Source organism: Larsenimonas rhizosphaerae (assembly GCF_026240105.1).
In the GTDB taxonomy this organism is placed as follows: Bacteria; Pseudomonadota; Gammaproteobacteria; order Pseudomonadales; family Halomonadaceae; genus Larsenimonas; species Larsenimonas rhizosphaerae.
The window spans coordinates 1-19,208 of record NZ_JAPIVE010000002.1 but is presented as its reverse complement, the minus strand read 5'-3'; the positions used below and the strand labels follow the sequence as shown (position 1 = coordinate 19,208).

The following is a 19,208-nucleotide window of genomic DNA, read 5'->3' as shown; positions in this document are numbered from 1 at the left end:
GATGGAACCCGGCCACGGCCGGGTTCTTTTGCGTTTATACCTACAAGAGGATAGCGATGTGTCGCTGGTGGAATTTGCCCGACGCAAGCAGGTCGTCCCGAGTCTGTCACTTTATGGCGTTACCTGCCTGAGCCACATGGCGCTGGGGCTCTTTGCCTCACTGATCATTGGTTTGATACTGAAAACCCTGGGGAACTCCCTGGGAGTTGCTCCCCTGGTCGATATGGGACAGACCGCCATGTCCCTGATGGGCGCGGCCATCGGAGTAGCCGTGGCCAATGCGCTGAAGGCACCACCGCTGGTGCTGTACAGCGCGCTGGTATCGGGCACGGTAGGGGCGAGCCTCGGCGGGCCGGCAGGTGCACTGGTGGCTACGCTGGTATCGGTTGAAATCGGCAAGCTGATATCGAAGGAAACAGCACTGGATATCGTGGTGACTCCTCTGGTCACTATCGGCACCGGTTATCTGGTGGCTCAGCTCATTGCTCCCCCCCTGGCTGCCGCTCTGACCGGACTGGGGCAGACCATCAGCTGGGCCACGGAGTTGCGCCCCATCATCATGGGGGTAGTGGTCGCCACGGTCATGGGACTGGCACTCACGGCTCCCATTTCGAGTGCTGCCATCGCCATCATGCTGGATTTGAACGGTCTGGCCGCCGGAGCGGCGACGGTTGGCTGTGCTGCACAGATGATGGGATTTGCAGCCGCCGGCTACCGGGACAATGGCATTGGTCCATCAATCGCCATCGGCCTTGGTACCTCCATGCTGTTGATCGGCAACATTGCTCGCAACCCCTGGATTTTAGTGCCGCCCACCGTTGCCGGAGCGCTTCTGGCTCCTTTGGCCACTGCTGTACTGGTACTGACCAGTAACGCTGCTGGCGCAGGAATGGGCACCAGTGGGCTGGTCGGCCCTGTCATGGTGCTTCAGACCATGGGGCTTTCCGCAACATCGATGGCAGGTACTGCGGTGCTGTGTATTCTGGCACCGGCCATACTGGCGTGGATTATTCATCATTTCATGCAGCGCGGCGGGTTGATCCAGCCCGGTGATCTGCGTCTGTCCGTCGAGTAACGTACATGCTTAATATTGCAGCCTTGTTCATCACGATTACGGCGTTGTTCCTGTGGTTCAACCACAAGGTTATACGATTGCCACCCACGATTGGCGTCATGGTGATCGGGCTGGTGCTGTCGCTGACGCTGGTGGGCCTGAATCATCTGGGGGTTACCGTATTGACCGATCATGCCCAGTACTGGCTGGAGCAGATCAACTTCAACACCCTGTTGATGGACGGCATGCTGTCCTTTCTGTTGTTTGCAGGCGCACTGCACGTGGATATCCACGAGCTCAAGAGTTATCGCTATTCCATCGGGTTTCTGGCGACGTTCGGCGTTATATTATCCACTGTCGCCGTAGGCAGCGCCGCATGGTGGCTGTTTGGCTGGTTCGGCATGGATGTGCCTTATATCTATTGCCTGATCTTTGGTGCCCTGATTGCTCCGACGGATCCCATTGCAGTGCTGGGTATCATGCAAAATGCCGGCGCTCCGAAGGATATGGAGATCAAGATTGTTGGTGAGTCCCTGTTCAACGATGGTGTCGCAGTCGTGGTGTTCACAGCCCTGGTGGGGGCAGCATCCGCCGGTGTTCATACGCTGACACCCTCACACGTTGGCCTTCTGTTTCTGGAAGAGGCCGGTGGTGGTGTCGTTCTGGGAGGAGCGCTGGGGGCGCTGGTGTATTTTCTGATGAAAAGCATCGATCAGTATCAGGTGGAGGTCATGCTCAGTCTGGCACTGGTCATTGGCGGGTATGCACTTGCTTCCACTCTGCACGTCTCCGGCCCCATTGCAATGGTGGTTGCCGGTCTGATCATCGGCAACATGGCACGTGTGGGGGCGATGTCGGATAACACGCGCCGCTATGTTGATGGGTTCTGGGAATTGATCGATGAAATTCTTAATGCCGTGCTGTTTGTATTGATCGGGCTTGAGCTGCTGATCATCCCTTTCAACAGTTATTACATCTGGATCGCAATGCCGTTGATCCTGTTGATTCTGATGTTTCGCTTCATCACGATCGGTGTACCGATTACCCTTCTTCGGAGGTGGTATTCCTTTCGTACCGGGACAACACGTGTGCTGACCTGGGGCGGGCTGCGTGGCGGTATTTCCGTAGCGCTGGCACTGGGCCTGCCGGATACCCCCTACCGAGAATCGCTGGTGGTGATTACCTATATCATTGTCCTGTTTTCGATACTGGTACAGGGGCTTACCATCGGTAAGCTGGTAAGTGCTGTTCTACCAGAGGATGGTTCAGTCAAATCATCAGGTACCACCAGACATCACTCCTAGGTGCAAGGATATGCGGCGTGGTGACAGCGCCGCTGCCCGGTACTTTCCTTGTGTCGTAAACTTCTTGCCGTCCGGGCCGAAGAAGTACAGGAAGGTTCGGTAAATCATTGATCTTCGTTATACTGTTATCTCGTTCCGTTCGGGTAGTAGATGCCTGATTAATGGACGATTTTTTCTGTACCGCTCGAGGGGCGCTGCAGCGGTCAAACCGCGAGGCTCGAGAGGTTCGTCTACCACTGTCAACGGCGCCCATTCGATATGAATGGAGACAAGTATGTGCGCAATGGCGTATGACACGGCATCACAGGGTGACTTCAAGGTTGCTGACATGTCGCTGGCGGACTGGGGACGTCGCGAGATTCGCATCGCCGAAACCGAAATGCCGGCGTTGATGAAGATTCGCGAAAAATACCGTGCCGAACAACCGCTCAAGGATGCCCGGATCGCCGGCTGTATCCATATGACCATCCAGACAGCCGTACTGATTGAAACCCTGATCGAGTTGGGTGCCAGCGTACGCTGGTCTTCCTGCAACATCTTTTCGACTCAGGATCAGGCGGCGGCAGCCATTGCCGCGGCAGGCATTCCTGTCTTTGCCTGGAAAGGCGAAACCGAGGACGAATTCTGGTGGTGCATCGAACAGACCGTGGAAGGCCCGGATGGCTGGAAGCCCAACATGGTGCTGGACGACGGGGGCGATCTGACAGAGCTTCTGCATGACAAGTACCCGCAGCTGCTCGACGATATTCACGGCATCAGTGAAGAAACCACCACGGGCGTTCACCGTCTGATCGATATGATGAAAAAAGGCACGCTCAAGGTGCCGGCCATCAACGTCAATGACTCGGTCACCAAGTCCAAGAATGATAACAAGTACGGCTGCCGTCATTCCCTGAGCGATGCGATCAAACGTGCGCTGGACCATCTGCTCTCCGGCAAGCAGGCGCTGGTGATCGGCTACGGTGATGTAGGCAAGGGCTCTGCGGCAGGGCTTCGTAACGAAGGCATGATCGTCAAGGTCTCCGAAATCGACCCGATCTGTGCCATGCAGGCCTGCATGGACGGCTACGAAGTTGTCTCTCCTTATGTTGACGGCAACAACGATGAGAATGGCGAGTCTGTCGACAAGGCACTGATGGGCAGGATTGATCTGGTGGTCACAACGACCGGCAACGTCAATGTCTGTGATGCCGGCATGCTGAAAGCGCTGAAGAAAGGAGCCGTAGTCTGCAACATCGGCCACTTCGACAACGAAATCGATACGGCCTTCATGCGCGCCAACTGGGGCTGGGAAGAAGTGAAGCCACAGGTCCACAAGATTTATCGTGATGGCTCACAGGATAACTTTGATCCGACCAGTAGCGACTACCTGTTGCTGCTTTCCGAAGGGCGTCTGGTCAACCTGGGCAACGCGACAGGTCATCCGTCTCGTGTCATGGATGGCTCCTTTGCTGACCAGGTACTGGCACAGATTCATCTGTTCGAGCGTAAGTTTGCTGATCTCGAGCAGGGAGCGCGTGCTGAGCGCATCACGGTTGAAGTACTTCCAAAGCAGCTTGATGAGGAAGTGGCGCGCTATATGGTGGAAGGTTTTGGTGGTGTGCTGACCAAAATGACCTCCAAACAGGCAGATTATCTTGGCGTGCCGCAGGAAGGCCCGTTCAAGCCCGATGAGTACCGTTATTGATACCTGCCTTTCATGATGTCTGAATCACAAACAGCATGATGACAATGCCGCCCTTCGGGGCGGCATTTTTCGTTTCGGGCTACAGGTGATGGCGTGCCTTGTAGTGTCGAGTGTACTGATCGACAGCAATCATGGCGCTGACCACCATATCAGGGGTGGGCTCGAACGCGAGGTTGTGGCTGGTCTCGCCTTCCTTGAGCGCAGCAGTAGCAACAGCGGTCAGCGACTCGGTATCGTCGGCACTGAGCGACAGCGCATCCAGGGTCACCGGCAGCCCCAACTCGATATAAAGTGCGAGATATCGTTCAAACTCGCTGTCCGGTGTGCCCAGCAGCATGAGCTGGGACAAGGTGCCGTAGGCCACCTTTTCGCCATGTGTCAGGTGGTGAATGTCGCCCTTGAGCGCCGTGAAGCCGTTATGAATGGCATGTGCGCAGGCCAGGCCGCCGCTTTCAAAGCCGAGGCCGCTTAATAGGGTATTGGCTTCGACAACGGCCTCGAAGGCCGGGGTCACAATGCCCGCCTGATTGGCCTGATAAGCCTGACGTGCATAGGTAAACAAGGTCTTTTCACAGGTTTCGCCGATGGCGGCACCGAGTAAAGTGGAGTGACCGCCAGCCATGGTAATGGCATTGGCAGCGATGGCGGATCGTGCTTCAACCCAGGTAGCCATGGCATCGGCAATGCCGGAGGCCAAAAAGCGAGGAGGCGCCTTGGCAATGATCCCGGTATCGACCAGTACAAGATCGGGGTTCTTGTCATAGAAACGGTAGCGGTCGAATTGCCCTTGATCGTCATAGATCACTGACAATGCACTGGTGGGTGCATCAGTGGATGCGGTAGTCGGAAAGATGGCACAGGCACTGCCGATATCATCGGCCACTGCCTTGGCGGTATCGAGTGTCTTTCCGCCGCCCAGCCCGACAATGACATCGGCATCAAACCGTTCGGCCAGCTTGCCCAGTCGCGTGATTTCTCCAGCGGAAGCCTCACCATTGAATATTTCGTGGTGGGCATGAATATCGGCCTGATCAAGGTGTCTCATCAGAGCGTTACCGGTCATGTTCCAGACAAACTCATCGGCAATGATGAGGTGACGCTGCCCTATTTTCTTGAGGTGGTCAGCGCTGTCGAGGAGAATGCCTGGGCCCTGTACATAGCGTGAAGGGCTGATGAAAACGCGGGGTATCGGCTTGCTCGGTGACATGGTGCCTCCTGGGTTTGAACGTCGGATGCCGTAGTGGGACGTTGTCTTCAGAGCATAGATGCTCGTAACAGGCAGAATCATCATGTCGCCGTGTAAAATTGACGCAGCTACATTGAACAGGAAACAACGAGAACAACCTGTGGCTCAGAGGTTGTTTTCTGCTCTTTGAAGTTGAAACAAAGGACAAGCATTAATGACGTTGAATACCGAATGCGTCGAGACCCTGTTCATTTCCGATTTGCATCTGGGAACGCCGGATTGTCAGGCCTCTCGACTGTTGTCATTGCTGGATATCGTGACGCCGACGCGACTCTTTCTGGTAGGCGATGTGTTTGATCTGATCGCGATGCGCCGGCGGGCAGTACTGACCACTGCCCAGCAGTCGCTGATCTCTCGCATTATTGATATTGCCGGGGGGGACTGTCAGGTCATTTATATTCCAGGCAACCATGACGCGTCCTTCCGACGTTTATGCGGCACTGAAATCTTCAATATCCGTATCGAGCAGGAGTACTTCCATACCCTGAAGGACGGTCGGCCTCTTTTGATCGCTCATGGCGATGAGTTTGATGATCAGATGCATGAGGCCGTAGCCCCCTGGCTGCACCAACTGGGCAGCAGGATGCTGAACGGGCTTCGCGTGATCAATCGCTGGATTACGCAAACCCGTGAGCGGTTCAATCTGCCCTACTGGTCACTCTCGGCGGCGATCAAGCGACGTTCCGAGCGTACCAAACGCTATATCAATGTATTTGAAACGGCGGCGCTTGAGCGAGCCCGAAGCGAGAAAACGTTCGGCTACATGGGCGGTCATATCCACCTTCCCAGCCTGCGTGAGCATGAAGGGTACCTTTATGCGAACTGTGGTGACTGGGTTGAACACTGCACGGGGCTGGTTGAAACGCATGATGGTGAACTTCACTTGATTGATTACGAGTTGAATATACTCGCGACTGCGCCTGTCTTCTCGGGCAGTAAAGCGGTCTGAGACATTGTTCAGGTATCTGTATGAATCGAATTAATGTTGGTGCCCAGAAACATTCATTCGTTTCCTGGCAAGGAGTTAGGCACACTACGCTGACTGACTCGACACTTGTGTCGCCATCCCTGTTTCAAGAGACCGTGCCATGACGACTGCCTCCTCTCACAGTATCAGCTTTGAATTCTTTCCCCCGCGTACGGAATCGGGTGATCAGAAACTGCAGCTGGTGCGGGACAAGCTGGCCGCTCGTTCACCGCACTTCTTCTCCGTGACCTTCGGTGCCGGCGGCTCTACACGAGACAAGACCTTCAATACAGTGGCTTCTGTGCGTCAAAGCGGCATTGACACTGCACCGCATCTGTCCTGCGTTCTGAGTGATCGCAGCGCCGTGCGCGATATGCTGCATCTGTATCGTGAAGAGGGCGTCGAGCGCATCGTGGCCCTGCGAGGTGACATGCCTTCCGGGTCGATGGGCGGCGGAGAATTTCGGTATGCCTCCGATCTGATTTCCTTCATCCGTGAGGAAACCGGCGATCATTTCAAGCTTTCCGTGGCAGCCTACCCAGAGTGTCATCCGCAGGCTGAACATCTTGAGCGTGACATCGGTCATTTTGTCGACAAGGTCAAGGCCGGGGCCGATATGGCCATTACCCAGTATTTCTTCAATGCCGATGCCTATTTTCATTTCGTTGATCGAGTGCGGGCCCACGGGGTAGATATTCCAATCGTGCCTGGCATCATGCCTATCACCAACTACTCCAAACTGGCTCGTTTTTCGGAAATGTGCGGCGCGGATATTCCGCGCTGGATGCGCCGGCAGCTGGCCTCTTATGGTGATGATAGCGCCAGCCTGCAGGCGTTCGGCCATGAGGTCGTTACAGGCCTGTGCCAGCAGTTGATCGATGGCGGTGCACCAGGGCTTCATTTCTATACGCTTAACCAGGCCGAACCCAGCCTGAACATCATTGATGAATTGCGTCTTGAGTCCTGAGTCCTGTGCTCGCGTTTTTTGCTTCTTCTGACTAGCGTTAACGTACGACGTGATACAGGAGAAGAACATGAACAGGGCAAAATGGCTGGGTCTTGCGCTGGCGCTGGGTAGCCTGCCGGCGCTGGCTGACGTCAGCGTTGACATGAACAGACTAACGGATCAGGGCACTTCAGAGGCGGTCGGAGCGGTCACGTTCAAGGATACTGACTATGGGCTTCTGATCACTCCTGATATTCACGGGCTTCCTGCAGGCTCGATGCACGGCTTTCATCTACATCAGAACCCCAGTTGCCAGCCATCGGTCTCGGAAGGCAAGACCACCCCGGGCGGTGCCGCAGGGGGTCACTTTGATCCGGCAGGCAATGGGCTTCACGCCGGACCTTATGTGAAGGAAAGTCATCTTGGGGATCTGCCGGTACTGATGGCAGATGCCAGGGGCAATGCAGCAACGCCTGTGCTGGCGCCGCGGCTAAGGGAAAGTGATCTGTCGGGACACGCCCTCATCATTCATGAAGGGGGAGATACCTACGGTGAGCCACCAAAGCTTGGGGGCGGGGGAGCCCGCTGGGCATGTGGTGTCGTCAGATGACCCATGATGCCCCTTGAAAAAACGGCGCCTCGGAATTGATCCGGGCGCCGTTTTTTTATTCACCGGCTGAACTTGTCCACACCCGGTTGTTCAGCGGTCGGGCGGGGTGATGATCCTGACGGTCTGGATCGTGTCATCAGCCGGCGTTTCCCGGGGTTGATTGACGCGTGTCTCCATTTCCGGGCTACTGGTATCTTCCACAGGCAGTTGCTCGAAGAAGTCGCAGCTGACGCATTCCCGATATAGCACACCCTCATTTTCCCAGCTGCGTATTCGATCCATTGCGGCGCAGCGAGGACAGATGGCGCCGGCAATGAACCGTTTGGGCGTTGCAGTCATACGGTCTCCAGAAAGTCAGCAAGCGGGCCTGACAGATCGGCCCGTGCAAGGTGTCATGCCGCGTCGCGCGGGGTAATACCCGTATGACGCAGCAGTGCGTCTATGCTGGGTGGCCGACCCCGGAATGCCTCAAACAGCTCGGCTGCATCGCGTGAACCACCCATTTCCAGAATATTTTCCTTGAAACGACGGCCGGTGTCCGCATCAAAGATGCCGGCTTCTTCAAATGCGGCAAATGCATCTGCCGACAGCACTTCGGCCCATTTATAGCTGTAGTAACCGGCCGCATAGCCGCCAGCGAAGATATGGCTGAAGCTGTGCTGGAAGCGATTGAAGTCCACCCGTGGCGTTACGCTGACCTGATCGCGAACATGATCAAGCAGTGCCTGGATGCCCTCGGCAGACGGTGCATCGTGCTCATGATGCAGTTGCAGATCAAACAACGAAAATTCCAGCTGGCGAGCCATTTGCATGGCTGACTGGAAGTTGCGTGCGGCCTGCAGCTTATCGAACAGATCGTCTGGAAGCGGTTCGCCGGTATCGACATGAGAGGCAATCATGTCCAGCCCTTCACGTTCCCAGCAGAAGTTTTCCATGAACTGACTGGGAAGTTCGACAGCATCCCAGGCCACACCGTTGATGCCTGACACATCGGCCACATTCTGGCGAGTCAGCATGTGATGTAACCCATGGCCAAACTCATGGAACAGGGTCAGTACTTCGTCATGGGTCAGCAGGGCCGGTTTGCTACCTACCGGCCGGGTAAAGTTGCAGGTCAGATAGGCCACGGGCAATTGCAGGCTGCCATCAGCCAGGGTGCGTCGTACACGGCATTCACCCATCCAGGCGCCACCACGCTTGCCTTCCCGGGCGTAAAGGTCCAAATAGAAACCGGCAATCGGCTGGTCGTTTTCCAGAATGTCGAAATACCGTACATCGGGGTGCCAGATGGGAACATCGTCGCGCTTGCTGAAACTCAGCCCGTACAGTTTTTCCGTGACCCTGAAAAGGCCCGCTACCGCCTGGGGGGCCGGAAAGTAAGGGCGAAGCTCTTCCTGGGAAATGGCATACCGGTCCTGGCGCAGCTTTTCACTGACATACCCGACATCCCAGGGTTGCAGATGTTCGATATTCAATTCATCCAGAGCGTACTGACGCAGCGTGGCCATGTCTTCCTGGGCCTGGGGGATTGCCTTCTCGGCCAGATCCAGCAGGAAATCCATTACCTGGCGTGGGGAGTCAGCCATCTTGGTGTAGAGGGAATAATCTGCGTAGGTATCAAACCCGAGCATGCCAGCCAGCTCCTGACGCAGGCGGACGATATCGCTCATGATGGCCGAGTTATCGAACTCGCCGGCATTCGGGCCAAGCTCGGAGGCACGTGTAGTGAATGCGGTATATACGGTTTCGCGCAGGTCCCGGTCATCAGCGTAGGTAATGACCGGGTAAAAGCTCGGAAAATCCAGAGTGATTCGGTAACCGGTTCTTTCCTTGGCTTCAGCATTGGCTCGAAGTGCATCCAGTCCGCTTTCCGGTATACCGGAAAGCCTTGATGCATCTTCAAGGTCCATCGACCAGGCCTGAGTGGCATCAAGCACGTGGTTGGAAAAGGTGTTGGCCAGTTCGGCGAGTCGTGCCTGAATATCGCCAAAGCGCTGTTTTTCAGCGGAAGGAAGATCAACACCGGCCAGTCTGAAGTCGCGCAGCGTATGATTGATGGCTGTCTGTTGTGCCTGGCTTAGCCGGGTAAATTCGTCGCTGTCCTTCAGGGCTTGATAGGCCTTAAACAGCCCTTCATGCTGGCCGATCCAGGTGCCGTATGCCGATAGTTTTGACAGGCAGCCCTGGTAGGCCTCGCGCAGTGCAGTAGAGTTCATCGTGGCATTCAGGTGCGATACCGGTGACCAGGCCTGAGACAGTCGGTCACCCAGTGCCTCAAGTGGTTGCGCCAGCCCGTCCCAGCTGTAATCGCCCTGTTCGACCAGCCGTTCGATCTCTGCCTTGTTCTCCTGGATCAATGTATCCACGGCGGGTTCGATATGTTCCGGCTCGATCGATTTGAACGGCGGAAGGACATGGGGTTCCAGCAATGGATTGTCGGACATGAAAGACCTCGTTGCCTGCGAAAAGATATACTGATAGACAATGAGGGTAGCGGGTGATGGTTTCAATCGCTGCCGGAATTTAATACCTGCGCCGACCGCGCGGCGGGCAAGGAAGACATTCAATGAGTGAAGTGGCTGAACGCTGGGGATCACGGCGCGCCTTTATCATGGCCATGACCGGGGCGGCTGTAGGGCTTGGTAATATCTGGCGGTTTCCATACATGACCGGTGAGAACGGCGGCTCGGCCTTTCTGATGCTGTACGTGATATTTGTGCTGCTGTTGGGATTGCCGGTCATGATGGCTGAAATTCTGGTCGGGCGCGCCGGTCGGCGTACACCGATGCAGGCGCTGAGCCATCTGGCCCTGGAAAATGGCCACTCCAGGCACTGGCGGTTGATAGGTCTGATGGGCGCGGCCACCGTCTTCTTCATTCTGTCCTTTTATTCGGTGGTCTCCGGGTGGTCCTTCGAGTACATGTTTGATGCGCTTGGCGGGAATTTCACCGGTATGTCACCGGCAGAGATTGGCGGATCCTTCAATACCTTCCTGGCAGACCCGTTCAAGGTCATTTTCAATCATACGCTGTTCATGCTTCTGACCATGTCCGTGGTCGCTGCGGGCATCGGCAGCGGGCTTGAAAAGCTCAATAACCTGTTGATGCCGCTGTTGTATCTGTTGCTGTTCGTTCTGGTGGGCTACGGGGCTACCACGAGTGGCTTTACCACGGCACTGTCCTGGCTGTTTACGCCCAACCCTGCCGCGATCGATATAACCGTGGTTCTCAATGCCATGGGGCATGCGTTTTTCACTCTGGCTATCGGGGCGTGTGCACTGATGGCGTATGGCGCCTACATGCCGGACCGTCAGAGCCTGCCGACGGCAGTCATCGCTGTTGCATGTCTGGATATTCTAGTGGCATTGCTGTCGGGAATTGCCATTTTTTCCATCGTGTTTTCCCAGGGCATGGATCCAGCCTCGGGTCCGGGCCTGATGTTCGTTACCCTGCCTATTGCGCTGGCGGATTTACCGGGGGGCAATATCTGGCTGGGTGGCTTCTTTCTGCTGCTGGCCATGGCAACCTGGACATCCTCGATCAATCTGGCCGAACCGATGGTTGCGATGCTTCAGTCCGCCGGGCTCAAGCGTGGGGTGGCAGCCCTGCTGATCGGGGTCGGCGTCTGGCTGATGGGTCTGCCTTCGGCACTGTCCTTTTCAAGCCTGGCCGACTGGACGCCTCTTGAAGGCAAGACGTTTTTTGATCTGGTGACATCGATCCCGACGGATATCTTCCTGCCGTTGGGCGGTGTACTGATTGCCATCTTTGCGACCTGGATCATGGATCGGCAGCGAGCCTTTGATGCGCTGGGGGCGAGTACTACACTGTGCCGCGGGTGGCTTTGGGTGACGCGATGGATTTCCATTCCCCTGGTGATCATCGTGTTGATCAGTTCCTTGTGGCATCAGGGGTGATGCTGTCTGAACATGAACAGGGAGAGTGGTATGACCATACGCAGTTTCAAGGGCACAACGCCGGTATGCGGTGAACGCGTATTCATCGACGAGGCCAGCGTCGTGATCGGTGATGTAACGCTGGGCGATGATACATCGGTCTGGCCGACAGCCGTGATTCGTGGCGACATGCATCATATTCGTATCGGAGCGCGCACCAGTATTCAGGATGGCGCCGTGCTGCATATTACCCATGCCAGCGATTACAACCCGGACGGTTATCCTCTGTTGATCGGCAGTGACGTGACTGTCGGGCATCGGGCCGTGCTGCATGGCTGCACCATTCATGACCGGGTACTGGTCGGCATGGGGGCTGTTGTGCTCGACGGCGTGGTGGTTGAAAGCGATGTACTGATTGCAGCGGGAGCAATGGTTCCTCCCGGCAAGCGTCTGGAAAGCGGTTATGTCTATGCCGGCAATCCGGTCAGGGCATTGAGACCTCTGAAGGAGGCTGAATATGCCTTCTTTGACTACTCCGCCGGCAATTATGTCAGGCTCAAGGATGATTTCCTCGCCGAAACGGATCACTAACCCGTCAAATGCAGTGCCAACCTATTGTTGGCACTGCATTTTTTGCGTCATACTTGTGTTTTTATCCAGTATGGCGACGGCATGGCCAATTTCAATACGCATCTCGGAGTAGCAACGGTAGCCGGTGTCGTGACAGCGGGACTCGGTTATCAGGCCGCCCTGTGGCCCTGGACCAGCGCCTTTACCGTGGCAGGTCTGGTGGCGTTGGGTGGCATTCTGCCGGACATTGACGCCGATAATTCCCATGCGGTGAGGTTGATGTTCACTGTGCTGGCCATTCTGTGTGTGGTAATCATGGTGGTGATGTATCAGCCCCACCTGCAAACATCGTGGCTGCTCGGCGCTGCCGTGCTGACCTTTGTCGGAGTACGCTATCTGGCAAGCCGTGTCTTCAAGCGCTTTTCGGTACATCGCGGGATCTGGCACTCATTGCTTGCCGGTGGCGTCAGCGGTTGCAGTGTGGCCGCGCTGAGTTTTCAGCTTTTTGCCCAGCCGCCAGCTCAATCCTGGTGTTATGGTCTGGCCCTGTTTATCGGCGTGTGCGTGCACCTTCTGCTGGATGAGTGCTACAGCATCGACCTGGTAGGCAGCCGCGTGAAGCGGTCTTTTGGTACAGCCTTCAAGCTGTTTGACTATTCCAAGCCGGCATCGGCCGTACTGATGCTACTGGCCTTTGCTGCCCTTGTACCCTGGCTGCCTCCCTGGCAGGCTCTTCTTGCACTGGTTCAGCACACCATCAGCCTTTAGGTCGCGATATACCGCCCTGGGCGCGTCGCATGGCGCGCTGAGCGCGGGTGTCCGCCCGCTCCATTTCCAGCAGGTTTTCCTCCACAAATACCAGATGCTCATGGGCGCAGGTCCGAGCATCCTCGGCGCGGCCCTCCAGAATGGCATCCAGCAGTTGCTTGTGTTGTCTGATTAAAAAGTCTCGGTTGCCAGGCTTGTCAAACAGGTATGCCAGATTGGCGGTGATGCTTTTTTCCAGCAGGTGAAAGATGCCCCGAATGTTATGCAACACCAGCACATTGTGGGCGGCTTCCGCGATGGCCAGGTGGAAGGAGGCATCCGCGCGCGCTTCTTCCTGGGAGCCTTCCGGCGCCGGGTGATGGTAGCTGTGCTCCAGTGCCTCGAAACACGCCCTGAGCTTGTCACGGTCAGCGGGAGTAGAGCGCAGGGCGGCGTAGTACGCCGAGATACCTTCCATGGCGTCACGAAATTCCAGCAGGTCCAGATGAAATTCCTCGTGACGTGACAGCATCTCGAGAAGGGGATCATCGTAGCGGCTGTTCAACCGGTCGCTGACATAGGTGCCTCCCCCCTGGCGGCTGGTCAGCAGGCCTCGGGCTGCCAGCTTCTGGATGGCTTCCCTCAGCGATGGTCTGGAGACCCCGAACTGCTCCGCCAGCTCTCGTTCAGGGGGCAGTTTCTGGCCGGGACTCAGGCTGCCCTCGAGCATCATGGCTTCCAGTCGTTCGGTAATGACATCCGCCAGCCGAGGCTGACGTACGGGGCGATACTCCATGGGGGCCTCTCGAGCGCAGCGCAATGGGAAGTCAGGAACGCTATTGTGTCAAATACCCTCTTTCCCGGGAAATATAAATTGGTAAAACCAATTTATATTTATTTCCTGTTATCAATACCTTCCATCTTCAGGATATTTAAAACACCTCGAATACCGTATTTAGCCGATACTAAAGAATGAATCTGCCAGCATTGACCCTCTGCGGTAAATCGCCCTACTGTGGGTAATCCTGTTAAGTAAATTGGTAATACCAATATTGTCGGCGAATGCAAACAAGCGTTCGTCGTGATCAGGGCTTTGACCGTACTGCGGCACTACAAGCGTCGTATGCCTCAATGACAACAATAAATGCCGGATTGCCGACTACCCATCTCGACTGCGTCAACAACGACAACTTGAGCGCTTGAATGCGCCTTCGACAAGGGATCATCCTCATGGGGAATGGTTTTATTCATGCCATTGCATTTACGCCATTGCTGCTGGCGGGCGTACTGTTGCTGGGGCTCAACTGGCCGGCACGACGTGCCATGCCGCTGGTACTGGCCGTCACCATCGCCATTGCCTTGTTCATCTGGCAGATGAGTGCATTACGAATAGCTGCATCCGTGATACAGGGGCTGCTGCTGACGGCGTCGATTCTCTGGATTATTTTCGGCGCCATTCTACTGTTGAACACCCTCAAGCATTCCGGTGCCATTGCTGCCATTCGCGGCGGCTTCTCCACCATTTCACCGGACCCGCGTATTCAGGTCATCATCGTGGCCTGGCTGTTTGGCTGTTTCATTGAAGGTGCTTCCGGCTTCGGGACGACCGCTGCCGTCGCTGCTCCCTTGCTGGTCGCGCTTGGTTTTCCGGGAATGGCTGCCGTGGTCATGGGCATGATGATTCAGTCGACCCCGGTTTCCTTTGGTGCCGTGGGTACGCCCATCGTGGTGGGTGTCAGTGGCGGGCTGGATCAGGTGGCCATCAGTGCCCGGCTTGAAGCGCAAGGGTCCAGCTGGGAGGTGTTTTATCACCTCATCACTTCAGGCGTTGCCCTGACCCATGCCGTGGTCGGTTTGTTCATGCCACTTCTGATGAGCATGATGCTGACCCGATTCTTCGGAAAAAACCGTCGTTGGCGTGAAGGACTTGAGGTGGCTCCCTTTGCACTGTTTGCCGGCGCCAGCTTTGTGATTCCCTACGCGCTGGCCGGAGTATTTCTCGGGCCTGAATTTCCGACGCTGATTGGTTCACTGGTCGGTCTGGTCATCAGCGTAGCGGCCGCCAGACGCGGCATGTTGATGCCAAAGACGACCTGGCAGTTTCCAGCGATGGCGGACTGGCCCACGGCCTGGCAGGGCAACATCGAGATTCGCTATGACGATGTGGCCAGTCGTCCCATGCCTCTGTGGCTGGCCTGGCTGCCGTACCTGCTGCTGGCGATGGCGCTCGTCGTGACGCGCGTGTTTCCCGACATCAAGGCCTGGTTTGTCAGTACGCTGTCGATGGGATGGACCAATATTCTGGGCGTCGAAGGTATCTCCAGTACCATTTCTCCTCTCTATCTGCCCGGCGGAGTGATGGTGCTGGTCGTACTGGCAACGCTGGGATTGCACCGAATGCGCTGGCACCAGTGCAGGGCTGCACTGGCGGAGTCTTCCAGTACGTTGCTGGGCGCGGGATTTGTGCTGATCTTTACGGTGCCGATGGTGCGGATCCTGATCAACTCCGGCGTCAATGCGGCGGACATGGTATCGATGCCGGTGGCCATGGCAGATCTGGTTGCGGGTGGGGTGGGAGAAATCTATCCGTTCTTTGCTTCGTCCGTCGGCGCTCTTGGGGCCTTTATTGCCGGGTCCAATACGGTATCCAACCTGATGCTGTCCCAGTTCCAGTTCAGCATCGGTGAGCTGTTGGGCGTCTCTGGGCTGTTGACCATCGTAATGCAGGCAGTGGGTGCTGCTGCAGGCAACATGATCGCCATTCACAATGTGGTGGCTGCCGCGGCCACGGTGGGATTGCTGGACCGCGAAGGCCAGATTCTACGCAAGACCATTATACCTACCCTTTACTACCTGGTGGCATCCGGTGTGCTGGCAATGGTCTTTACAGGCCTGGCCATGCGCTGGGATCCACTGGTAACCCATTTGTCCTGAGGAGTGATCTTTCATCATGGCTCATGCTGTCGATGCCGTTATTGAAGCCCTGTCCGGAGTCATTGATTCATCCCGGCTGATTACCGATCCGCTACGGCGTCTGGCCTATGGCACGGATGCCAGCTTTTATCGGCTGATTCCGCAGCTGGTCGTGCGGGTGGATAACGAACGGGAGCTGCAGGCGGTATTGGCAGCCTGTACGACGCATGAGGTTTCGGTAACCTTTCGTGCGGCGGGTACTTCTCTTTCCGGCCAGGCGATCACTGATAGCGTGCTGATCCAGCTGGGCAGGGCGTGGCAGCAACACCGTATTCTGGATGATGGCCGAGCCATTACGTTGCAGCCAGGGGTGATCGGTGCACGTGCCAATCAGTTGCTGTTGCCTTTCCAGCGCAAGATCGGCCCGGATCCGGCTTCGATCGACAGTTGCATGATTGGCGGTATTGCTGCCAACAATGCCTCCGGCATGTGTTGCGGTACGGCCAATAATACCTACCAGACCGTTCAGGATATGCGGATGGTGCTGGCCGATGGCACTGTGCTGGATACTGCCGACAGCGCCAGCGTTGCTGATTTTCGACGCCGCCATGGCCCGCTTCTTGCCAGACTGGAGGCGCTGGGGGAGCGTACTCGAGCCAATACGGCACTGGCTGACCGTATTCGGCACAAGTACCGGCTCAAGAACACCATGGGTTACAGCCTGAACAGTCTTGTGGATTTCAGTGACGGCATCAGTATCCTCAAACACCTTATGGTCGGCTCGGAAGGTACGCTGGGCTTTATAAGCAGTATTACTTATCGAACGATCGTTGATGAGCCCTTGAAGGCAGCAGCATTGGCTTTCTTTCCCGATATGGCTACTACCTGTCGGGCAACGCTGGCGTTGAAGTCTACGGCTGTATCCGCAGTGGAGCTGATGGATCGCGCCGCCTTGCGCAGCGTCGAGGATCAGCCGGGATTGCCGGAAAGCCTCAAACGCCTCCCTGAGGGGGCCGCAGCACTTCTTGTTGATGTACGTGGCAACGATGAGGTCGAGCTTGATAAGCGGCTGGGTGACGCAATGGCAGCTCTGGAAGGTCTGCCGACCTGCGAACCCATTGAGTTTACCCGGGATGTGTCCACTTACAGCATGTACTGGAAGATCCGCAAGGGGATGTTTCCTGCGGTAGGTGCGGTGCGTGACAAGGGCACAACGGTGGTGATCGAGGATGTGGCTTTCCCGATCGAGCACCTTGAGGAAGGTGTGCGGCAGTTGACCGATGTTTTTGCACGCCACGGGTATCAGGATGCCATCCTGTTTGGGCATGCACTGGAAGGCAATCTGCATTTTGTCTTCCCCCAGGGCTTCGAGCGTGCAGGAGAGATCGAGCGCTATGAGGCTCTGATGGAGGACGTGGTTCAGCTGGTTGGCGAACGTTATGACGGCTCGCTGAAAGCCGAGCACGGTACGGGGCGTAACATGGCGCCTTTTGTCGAACGGGAGTGGGGTGCCGACGCCTATCAGCTGATGTGGGAAATCAAGGCGCTTCTTGATCCGCGTAATTTGCTGAACCCGGACGTGATTCTGACCCGGAAGGCGACGCTCCATCTTGAAAACCTCAAGCCGTTGCCGGCAGCAGATAACCTGATTGACCATTGCATAGAATGCGGGTTCTGTGAGCCGGTATGTCCTTCACGCCATCTGACGTTAACGCCACGGCAGCGCATTGTGGTTCGGCGCGAAATGGCACGGCTGGAGCAGGAGGGGCGCCACGAAGAGCGAAATGCTCTTGATAAAGGCTGGCAGTACGACGGCCTTGATACCTGCGCGGCGGATGGCATGTGTCAGACACGCTGTCCGGTAGGCATTAATACCGGAGATCTGATCCGGGCATGGCGTCATGAGCAGCACGGTGCAGATCAACGCCTGAGTGCACCGCTAAGCCGCCATTTTGGCGCGGCCACGCGCATGGCGCGCTGGGGGCTGGGAGCAGTAAACGGTGTACACCGCCTGATTGGTACCCCACGCATGAGTAGACTGGCTTTCAAGGCTCGCCATCTGAGTCATGAACAGCTCCCCCTGTGGACTCCGGCCATGCCACGACCGGCTGAGACCACATTGCCGTCAGCGTCGTCGGGCAGGATGCGGCGGGTGGTTTATCTTCCTTCCTGTGCCACACGCATGTTTGGCCCGGCAGAAGGGCAGCAGGAATTATCGGTCATGGCGTTGACGCTCAAGGTGCTTGAACGTGCCGGGATGGAGGTTATTGTTCCTGAGCCTTTCAATCAGCTGTGCTGTGGTATGGCCTTTCAGTCAAAGGGCCATCTTGATGAAGCCAACGCCAAGGCTGATGAGGTCAACAAGGCGCTGCTGGTCGCCACCGAAAACGGACGCTGGCCGGTAGTGTGTGATACCTCGCCCTGTGTCTCGCGCATGAATGAGCGTCTGGATGGCAAGTTATCCCTGTTCGAACCTGTTGCCTTCATTCATGCCCATGTACTGGACTACCTCTCCATCGAACCTGTAGATGAAAGCATCGCTCTGCACGTGACCTGTTCAAGTCGACGCATGGGACTGACTGATACCTTCAAGGCAGTTGCACAGGCCTGTGCACGTGAGGTGGTCATGCCGGCAGGCATGGAATGCTGCGGCTTTGCCGGAGACAAGGGGTTTCAGGTACCCGAGCTCAATGCCTCGGCACTTGAAGGGCTTGAACAGGCGGTGGCCGGCTGCAAGCGAGGGTATTCCAATTCTCGTACCTGCGAGATCGGGCTGAGTCAGCACAGCGGCATACCCTACTATTCCATCCTGTCACTGGTAGAACGAGCCAGCCGAAAGGGTGCTCGAAAACCGGTTTCAAACTAATTTCATTCGAGGGGTTGTGTTCGAGGCGGTGCGAGCGTAAAGTACGCATCCGCTGCCGGGGACGTCGCAAACGGCCAGGCAGCTGAAGTAGCGCAACCTACTGATTTGGTTTTGATTTTCAGGATTGATCGAAAAGAAAAACATTGACAGGTCAGCAGGATTCGGTAGAATGCAGCGCACTTCATCGGACGTCGCTTCCGGGGGTTGAGAGCAGCACATCGCTTTCACGTCAGAACAGGTTGTTCTGGTCATCGCCGAAAAATGAAGCTTGACAGTTCGGACCGGATACGTATAATACGCATCCACTCGCTACACGGCACAGCCGGTAATGAGACGCTCTTTAACAAGTCGATCAGGTAATTTGTGTGGGCGCTTGGCTCGGGGTGATGATCACATCACCAAA

The 19,208-nt window shown here is 56.3% G+C and carries 15 protein-coding genes and 1 riboswitch; of the genes, 11 read left to right on the top strand and 4 right to left on the bottom strand.

The genetic code is table 11. The features are described from left to right. Positions 1-58: 58 nt before the first annotated feature. The 3 genes from OQ287_RS06630 to ahcY all read left to right on the top strand — a co-directional run bounded on the left by OQ287_RS06630 (position 59) and on the right by ahcY (position 4,045). Positions 59-1,075 (top strand): PTS transporter subunit IIC, encoded by a 1,017-nt coding sequence (locus OQ287_RS06630; RefSeq protein WP_265895925.1) that lies wholly within the window; start codon positions 59-61, stop codon positions 1,073-1,075. A gap of 5 nt (positions 1,076-1,080) precedes the next feature. Then, positions 1,081-2,358, top strand: coding sequence for a cation:proton antiporter (locus OQ287_RS06625; RefSeq protein WP_265895924.1), 1,278 nt, complete (start codon positions 1,081-1,083; stop codon positions 2,356-2,358). A gap of 180 nt (positions 2,359-2,538) precedes the next feature. Continuing rightward, positions 2,539-2,616: riboswitch (S-adenosyl-L-homocysteine riboswitch) on the top strand. A 16-nt stretch (positions 2,617-2,632) separates the two neighbouring features. Then, positions 2,633-4,045 carry an adenosylhomocysteinase gene (gene ahcY / locus OQ287_RS06620; RefSeq protein WP_250934668.1) on the top strand — a complete coding sequence of 471 codons (1,413 nt, stop codon included), beginning with the start codon at positions 2,633-2,635 and terminating at the stop codon, positions 4,043-4,045. Between the two features lie 79 nt (positions 4,046-4,124). Here the strand turns inward: ahcY and OQ287_RS06615 are convergent, their stop codons facing one another. Then, entirely contained in the window at positions 4,125-5,252 is a 1,128-nt protein-coding gene (locus tag OQ287_RS06615; protein ID WP_250934666.1) for a glycerol dehydrogenase, read from the bottom strand. Positions 5,253-5,445: 193 nt separating this feature from the next. Here OQ287_RS06615 and OQ287_RS06610 point away from each other — a divergent pair, with 193 nt between their 5' ends. From OQ287_RS06610 to OQ287_RS06600, 3 genes are all read left to right on the top strand, one after another. Further along, entirely contained in the window at positions 5,446-6,240 is a 795-nt protein-coding gene (locus OQ287_RS06610; protein WP_250934664.1) for a UDP-2,3-diacylglucosamine diphosphatase, read from the top strand. Between the two features lie 139 nt (positions 6,241-6,379). After that, entirely contained in the window at positions 6,380-7,225 is an 846-nt protein-coding gene (metF, locus tag OQ287_RS06605) for a methylenetetrahydrofolate reductase [NAD(P)H] (protein ID WP_250934662.1), read from the top strand. A gap of 67 nt (positions 7,226-7,292) precedes the next feature. Continuing rightward, positions 7,293-7,814, top strand: coding sequence for a superoxide dismutase family protein (locus OQ287_RS06600; protein WP_265895923.1), 522 nt, complete (start codon positions 7,293-7,295; stop codon positions 7,812-7,814). Positions 7,815-7,904: 90 nt separating this feature from the next. On the opposite strand, the gene OQ287_RS06595 is transcribed toward OQ287_RS06600, so the two are convergent. Together OQ287_RS06595 and prlC are read right to left on the bottom strand one after the other, a co-directional pair. Further along, the gene (locus tag OQ287_RS06595; protein ID WP_265895922.1) at positions 7,905-8,153 is read right to left on the bottom strand and encodes a YheV family putative zinc ribbon protein; all 249 of its coding nucleotides are present in this window, start codon (positions 8,151-8,153) and stop codon (positions 7,905-7,907) included. A gap of 53 nt (positions 8,154-8,206) precedes the next feature. Continuing rightward, complete coding sequence (prlC, locus tag OQ287_RS06590) at positions 8,207-10,258, bottom strand: oligopeptidase A (RefSeq protein WP_265895921.1); 2,052 nt, start codon at positions 10,256-10,258, stop codon at positions 8,207-8,209. A 122-nt stretch (positions 10,259-10,380) separates the two neighbouring features. On the opposite strand from prlC, the gene OQ287_RS06585 reads away from it, so the two are divergent. From OQ287_RS06585 to OQ287_RS06575, 3 genes are all read left to right on the top strand, one after another. Next, positions 10,381-11,730, top strand: a complete 1,350-nt coding sequence (locus OQ287_RS06585) for a sodium-dependent transporter (RefSeq protein WP_265895919.1) — start codon at positions 10,381-10,383, stop codon at positions 11,728-11,730. A gap of 30 nt (positions 11,731-11,760) precedes the next feature. Next, entirely contained in the window at positions 11,761-12,300 is a 540-nt protein-coding gene (locus OQ287_RS06580) for a gamma carbonic anhydrase family protein (protein ID WP_265895917.1), read from the top strand. A gap of 81 nt (positions 12,301-12,381) precedes the next feature. After that, positions 12,382-13,047 carry a metal-dependent hydrolase gene (locus OQ287_RS06575; RefSeq protein ID WP_250934649.1) on the top strand — a complete coding sequence of 222 codons (666 nt, stop codon included), beginning with the start codon at positions 12,382-12,384 and terminating at the stop codon, positions 13,045-13,047. Here the strand turns inward: OQ287_RS06575 and OQ287_RS06570 are convergent. Then, the gene (locus OQ287_RS06570) at positions 13,037-13,822 is read right to left on the bottom strand and encodes a GntR family transcriptional regulator (RefSeq protein WP_250934647.1); all 786 of its coding nucleotides are present in this window, start codon (positions 13,820-13,822) and stop codon (positions 13,037-13,039) included. The two genes, OQ287_RS06575 and OQ287_RS06570, sit on opposite strands and share 11 nt — an antisense overlap. Before the next feature lie 434 nt (positions 13,823-14,256). Between OQ287_RS06570 and OQ287_RS06565 the strand changes: the two genes are divergently transcribed. Further along, a complete protein-coding gene (locus OQ287_RS06565; RefSeq protein WP_250934645.1) occupies positions 14,257-15,960 on the top strand; it encodes an L-lactate permease in 1,704 nt (567 codons plus the stop codon). A gap of 16 nt (positions 15,961-15,976) precedes the next feature. Beyond that, a complete protein-coding gene (locus OQ287_RS06560) occupies positions 15,977-18,805 on the top strand; it encodes an FAD-binding and (Fe-S)-binding domain-containing protein (protein ID WP_265895916.1) in 2,829 nt (942 codons plus the stop codon). The last annotated feature ends 403 nt before the right edge of the window (positions 18,806-19,208 follow it).

What these genes read in the sequence shown, in the direction of transcription:
- metF (WP_250934662.1), top strand. Translation starts at nt 6,380, where the DNA reads ATGACGACTGCCTCCTCTCACAGTATCAGCTTTGAATTCTTTCCCCCG.
- prlC (WP_265895921.1), bottom strand. Translation starts at nt 10,258, where the DNA reads ATGTCCGACAATCCATTGCTGGAACCCCATGTCCTTCCGCCGTTCAAA.
- OQ287_RS06600 (WP_265895923.1), top strand. Translation starts at nt 7,293, where the DNA reads ATGAACAGGGCAAAATGGCTGGGTCTTGCGCTGGCGCTGGGTAGCCTG.
- OQ287_RS06580 (WP_265895917.1), top strand. Translation starts at nt 11,761, where the DNA reads ATGACCATACGCAGTTTCAAGGGCACAACGCCGGTATGCGGTGAACGC.
- ahcY (WP_250934668.1), top strand. Translation starts at nt 2,633, where the DNA reads ATGTGCGCAATGGCGTATGACACGGCATCACAGGGTGACTTCAAGGTT.
- OQ287_RS06560 (WP_265895916.1), top strand. Translation starts at nt 15,977, where the DNA reads ATGGCTCATGCTGTCGATGCCGTTATTGAAGCCCTGTCCGGAGTCATT.
- OQ287_RS06570 (WP_250934647.1), bottom strand. Translation starts at nt 13,822, where the DNA reads ATGGAGTATCGCCCCGTACGTCAGCCTCGGCTGGCGGATGTCATTACC.
- OQ287_RS06610 (WP_250934664.1), top strand. Translation starts at nt 5,446, where the DNA reads ATGACGTTGAATACCGAATGCGTCGAGACCCTGTTCATTTCCGATTTG.
- OQ287_RS06565 (WP_250934645.1), top strand. Translation starts at nt 14,257, where the DNA reads ATGGGGAATGGTTTTATTCATGCCATTGCATTTACGCCATTGCTGCTG.
- OQ287_RS06625 (WP_265895924.1), top strand. Translation starts at nt 1,081, where the DNA reads ATGCTTAATATTGCAGCCTTGTTCATCACGATTACGGCGTTGTTCCTG.
- OQ287_RS06585 (WP_265895919.1), top strand. Translation starts at nt 10,381, where the DNA reads ATGAGTGAAGTGGCTGAACGCTGGGGATCACGGCGCGCCTTTATCATG.
- OQ287_RS06595 (WP_265895922.1), bottom strand. Translation starts at nt 8,153, where the DNA reads ATGACTGCAACGCCCAAACGGTTCATTGCCGGCGCCATCTGTCCTCGC.
- OQ287_RS06575 (WP_250934649.1), top strand. Translation starts at nt 12,382, where the DNA reads ATGGCCAATTTCAATACGCATCTCGGAGTAGCAACGGTAGCCGGTGTC.
- OQ287_RS06615 (WP_250934666.1), bottom strand. Translation starts at nt 5,252, where the DNA reads ATGTCACCGAGCAAGCCGATACCCCGCGTTTTCATCAGCCCTTCACGC.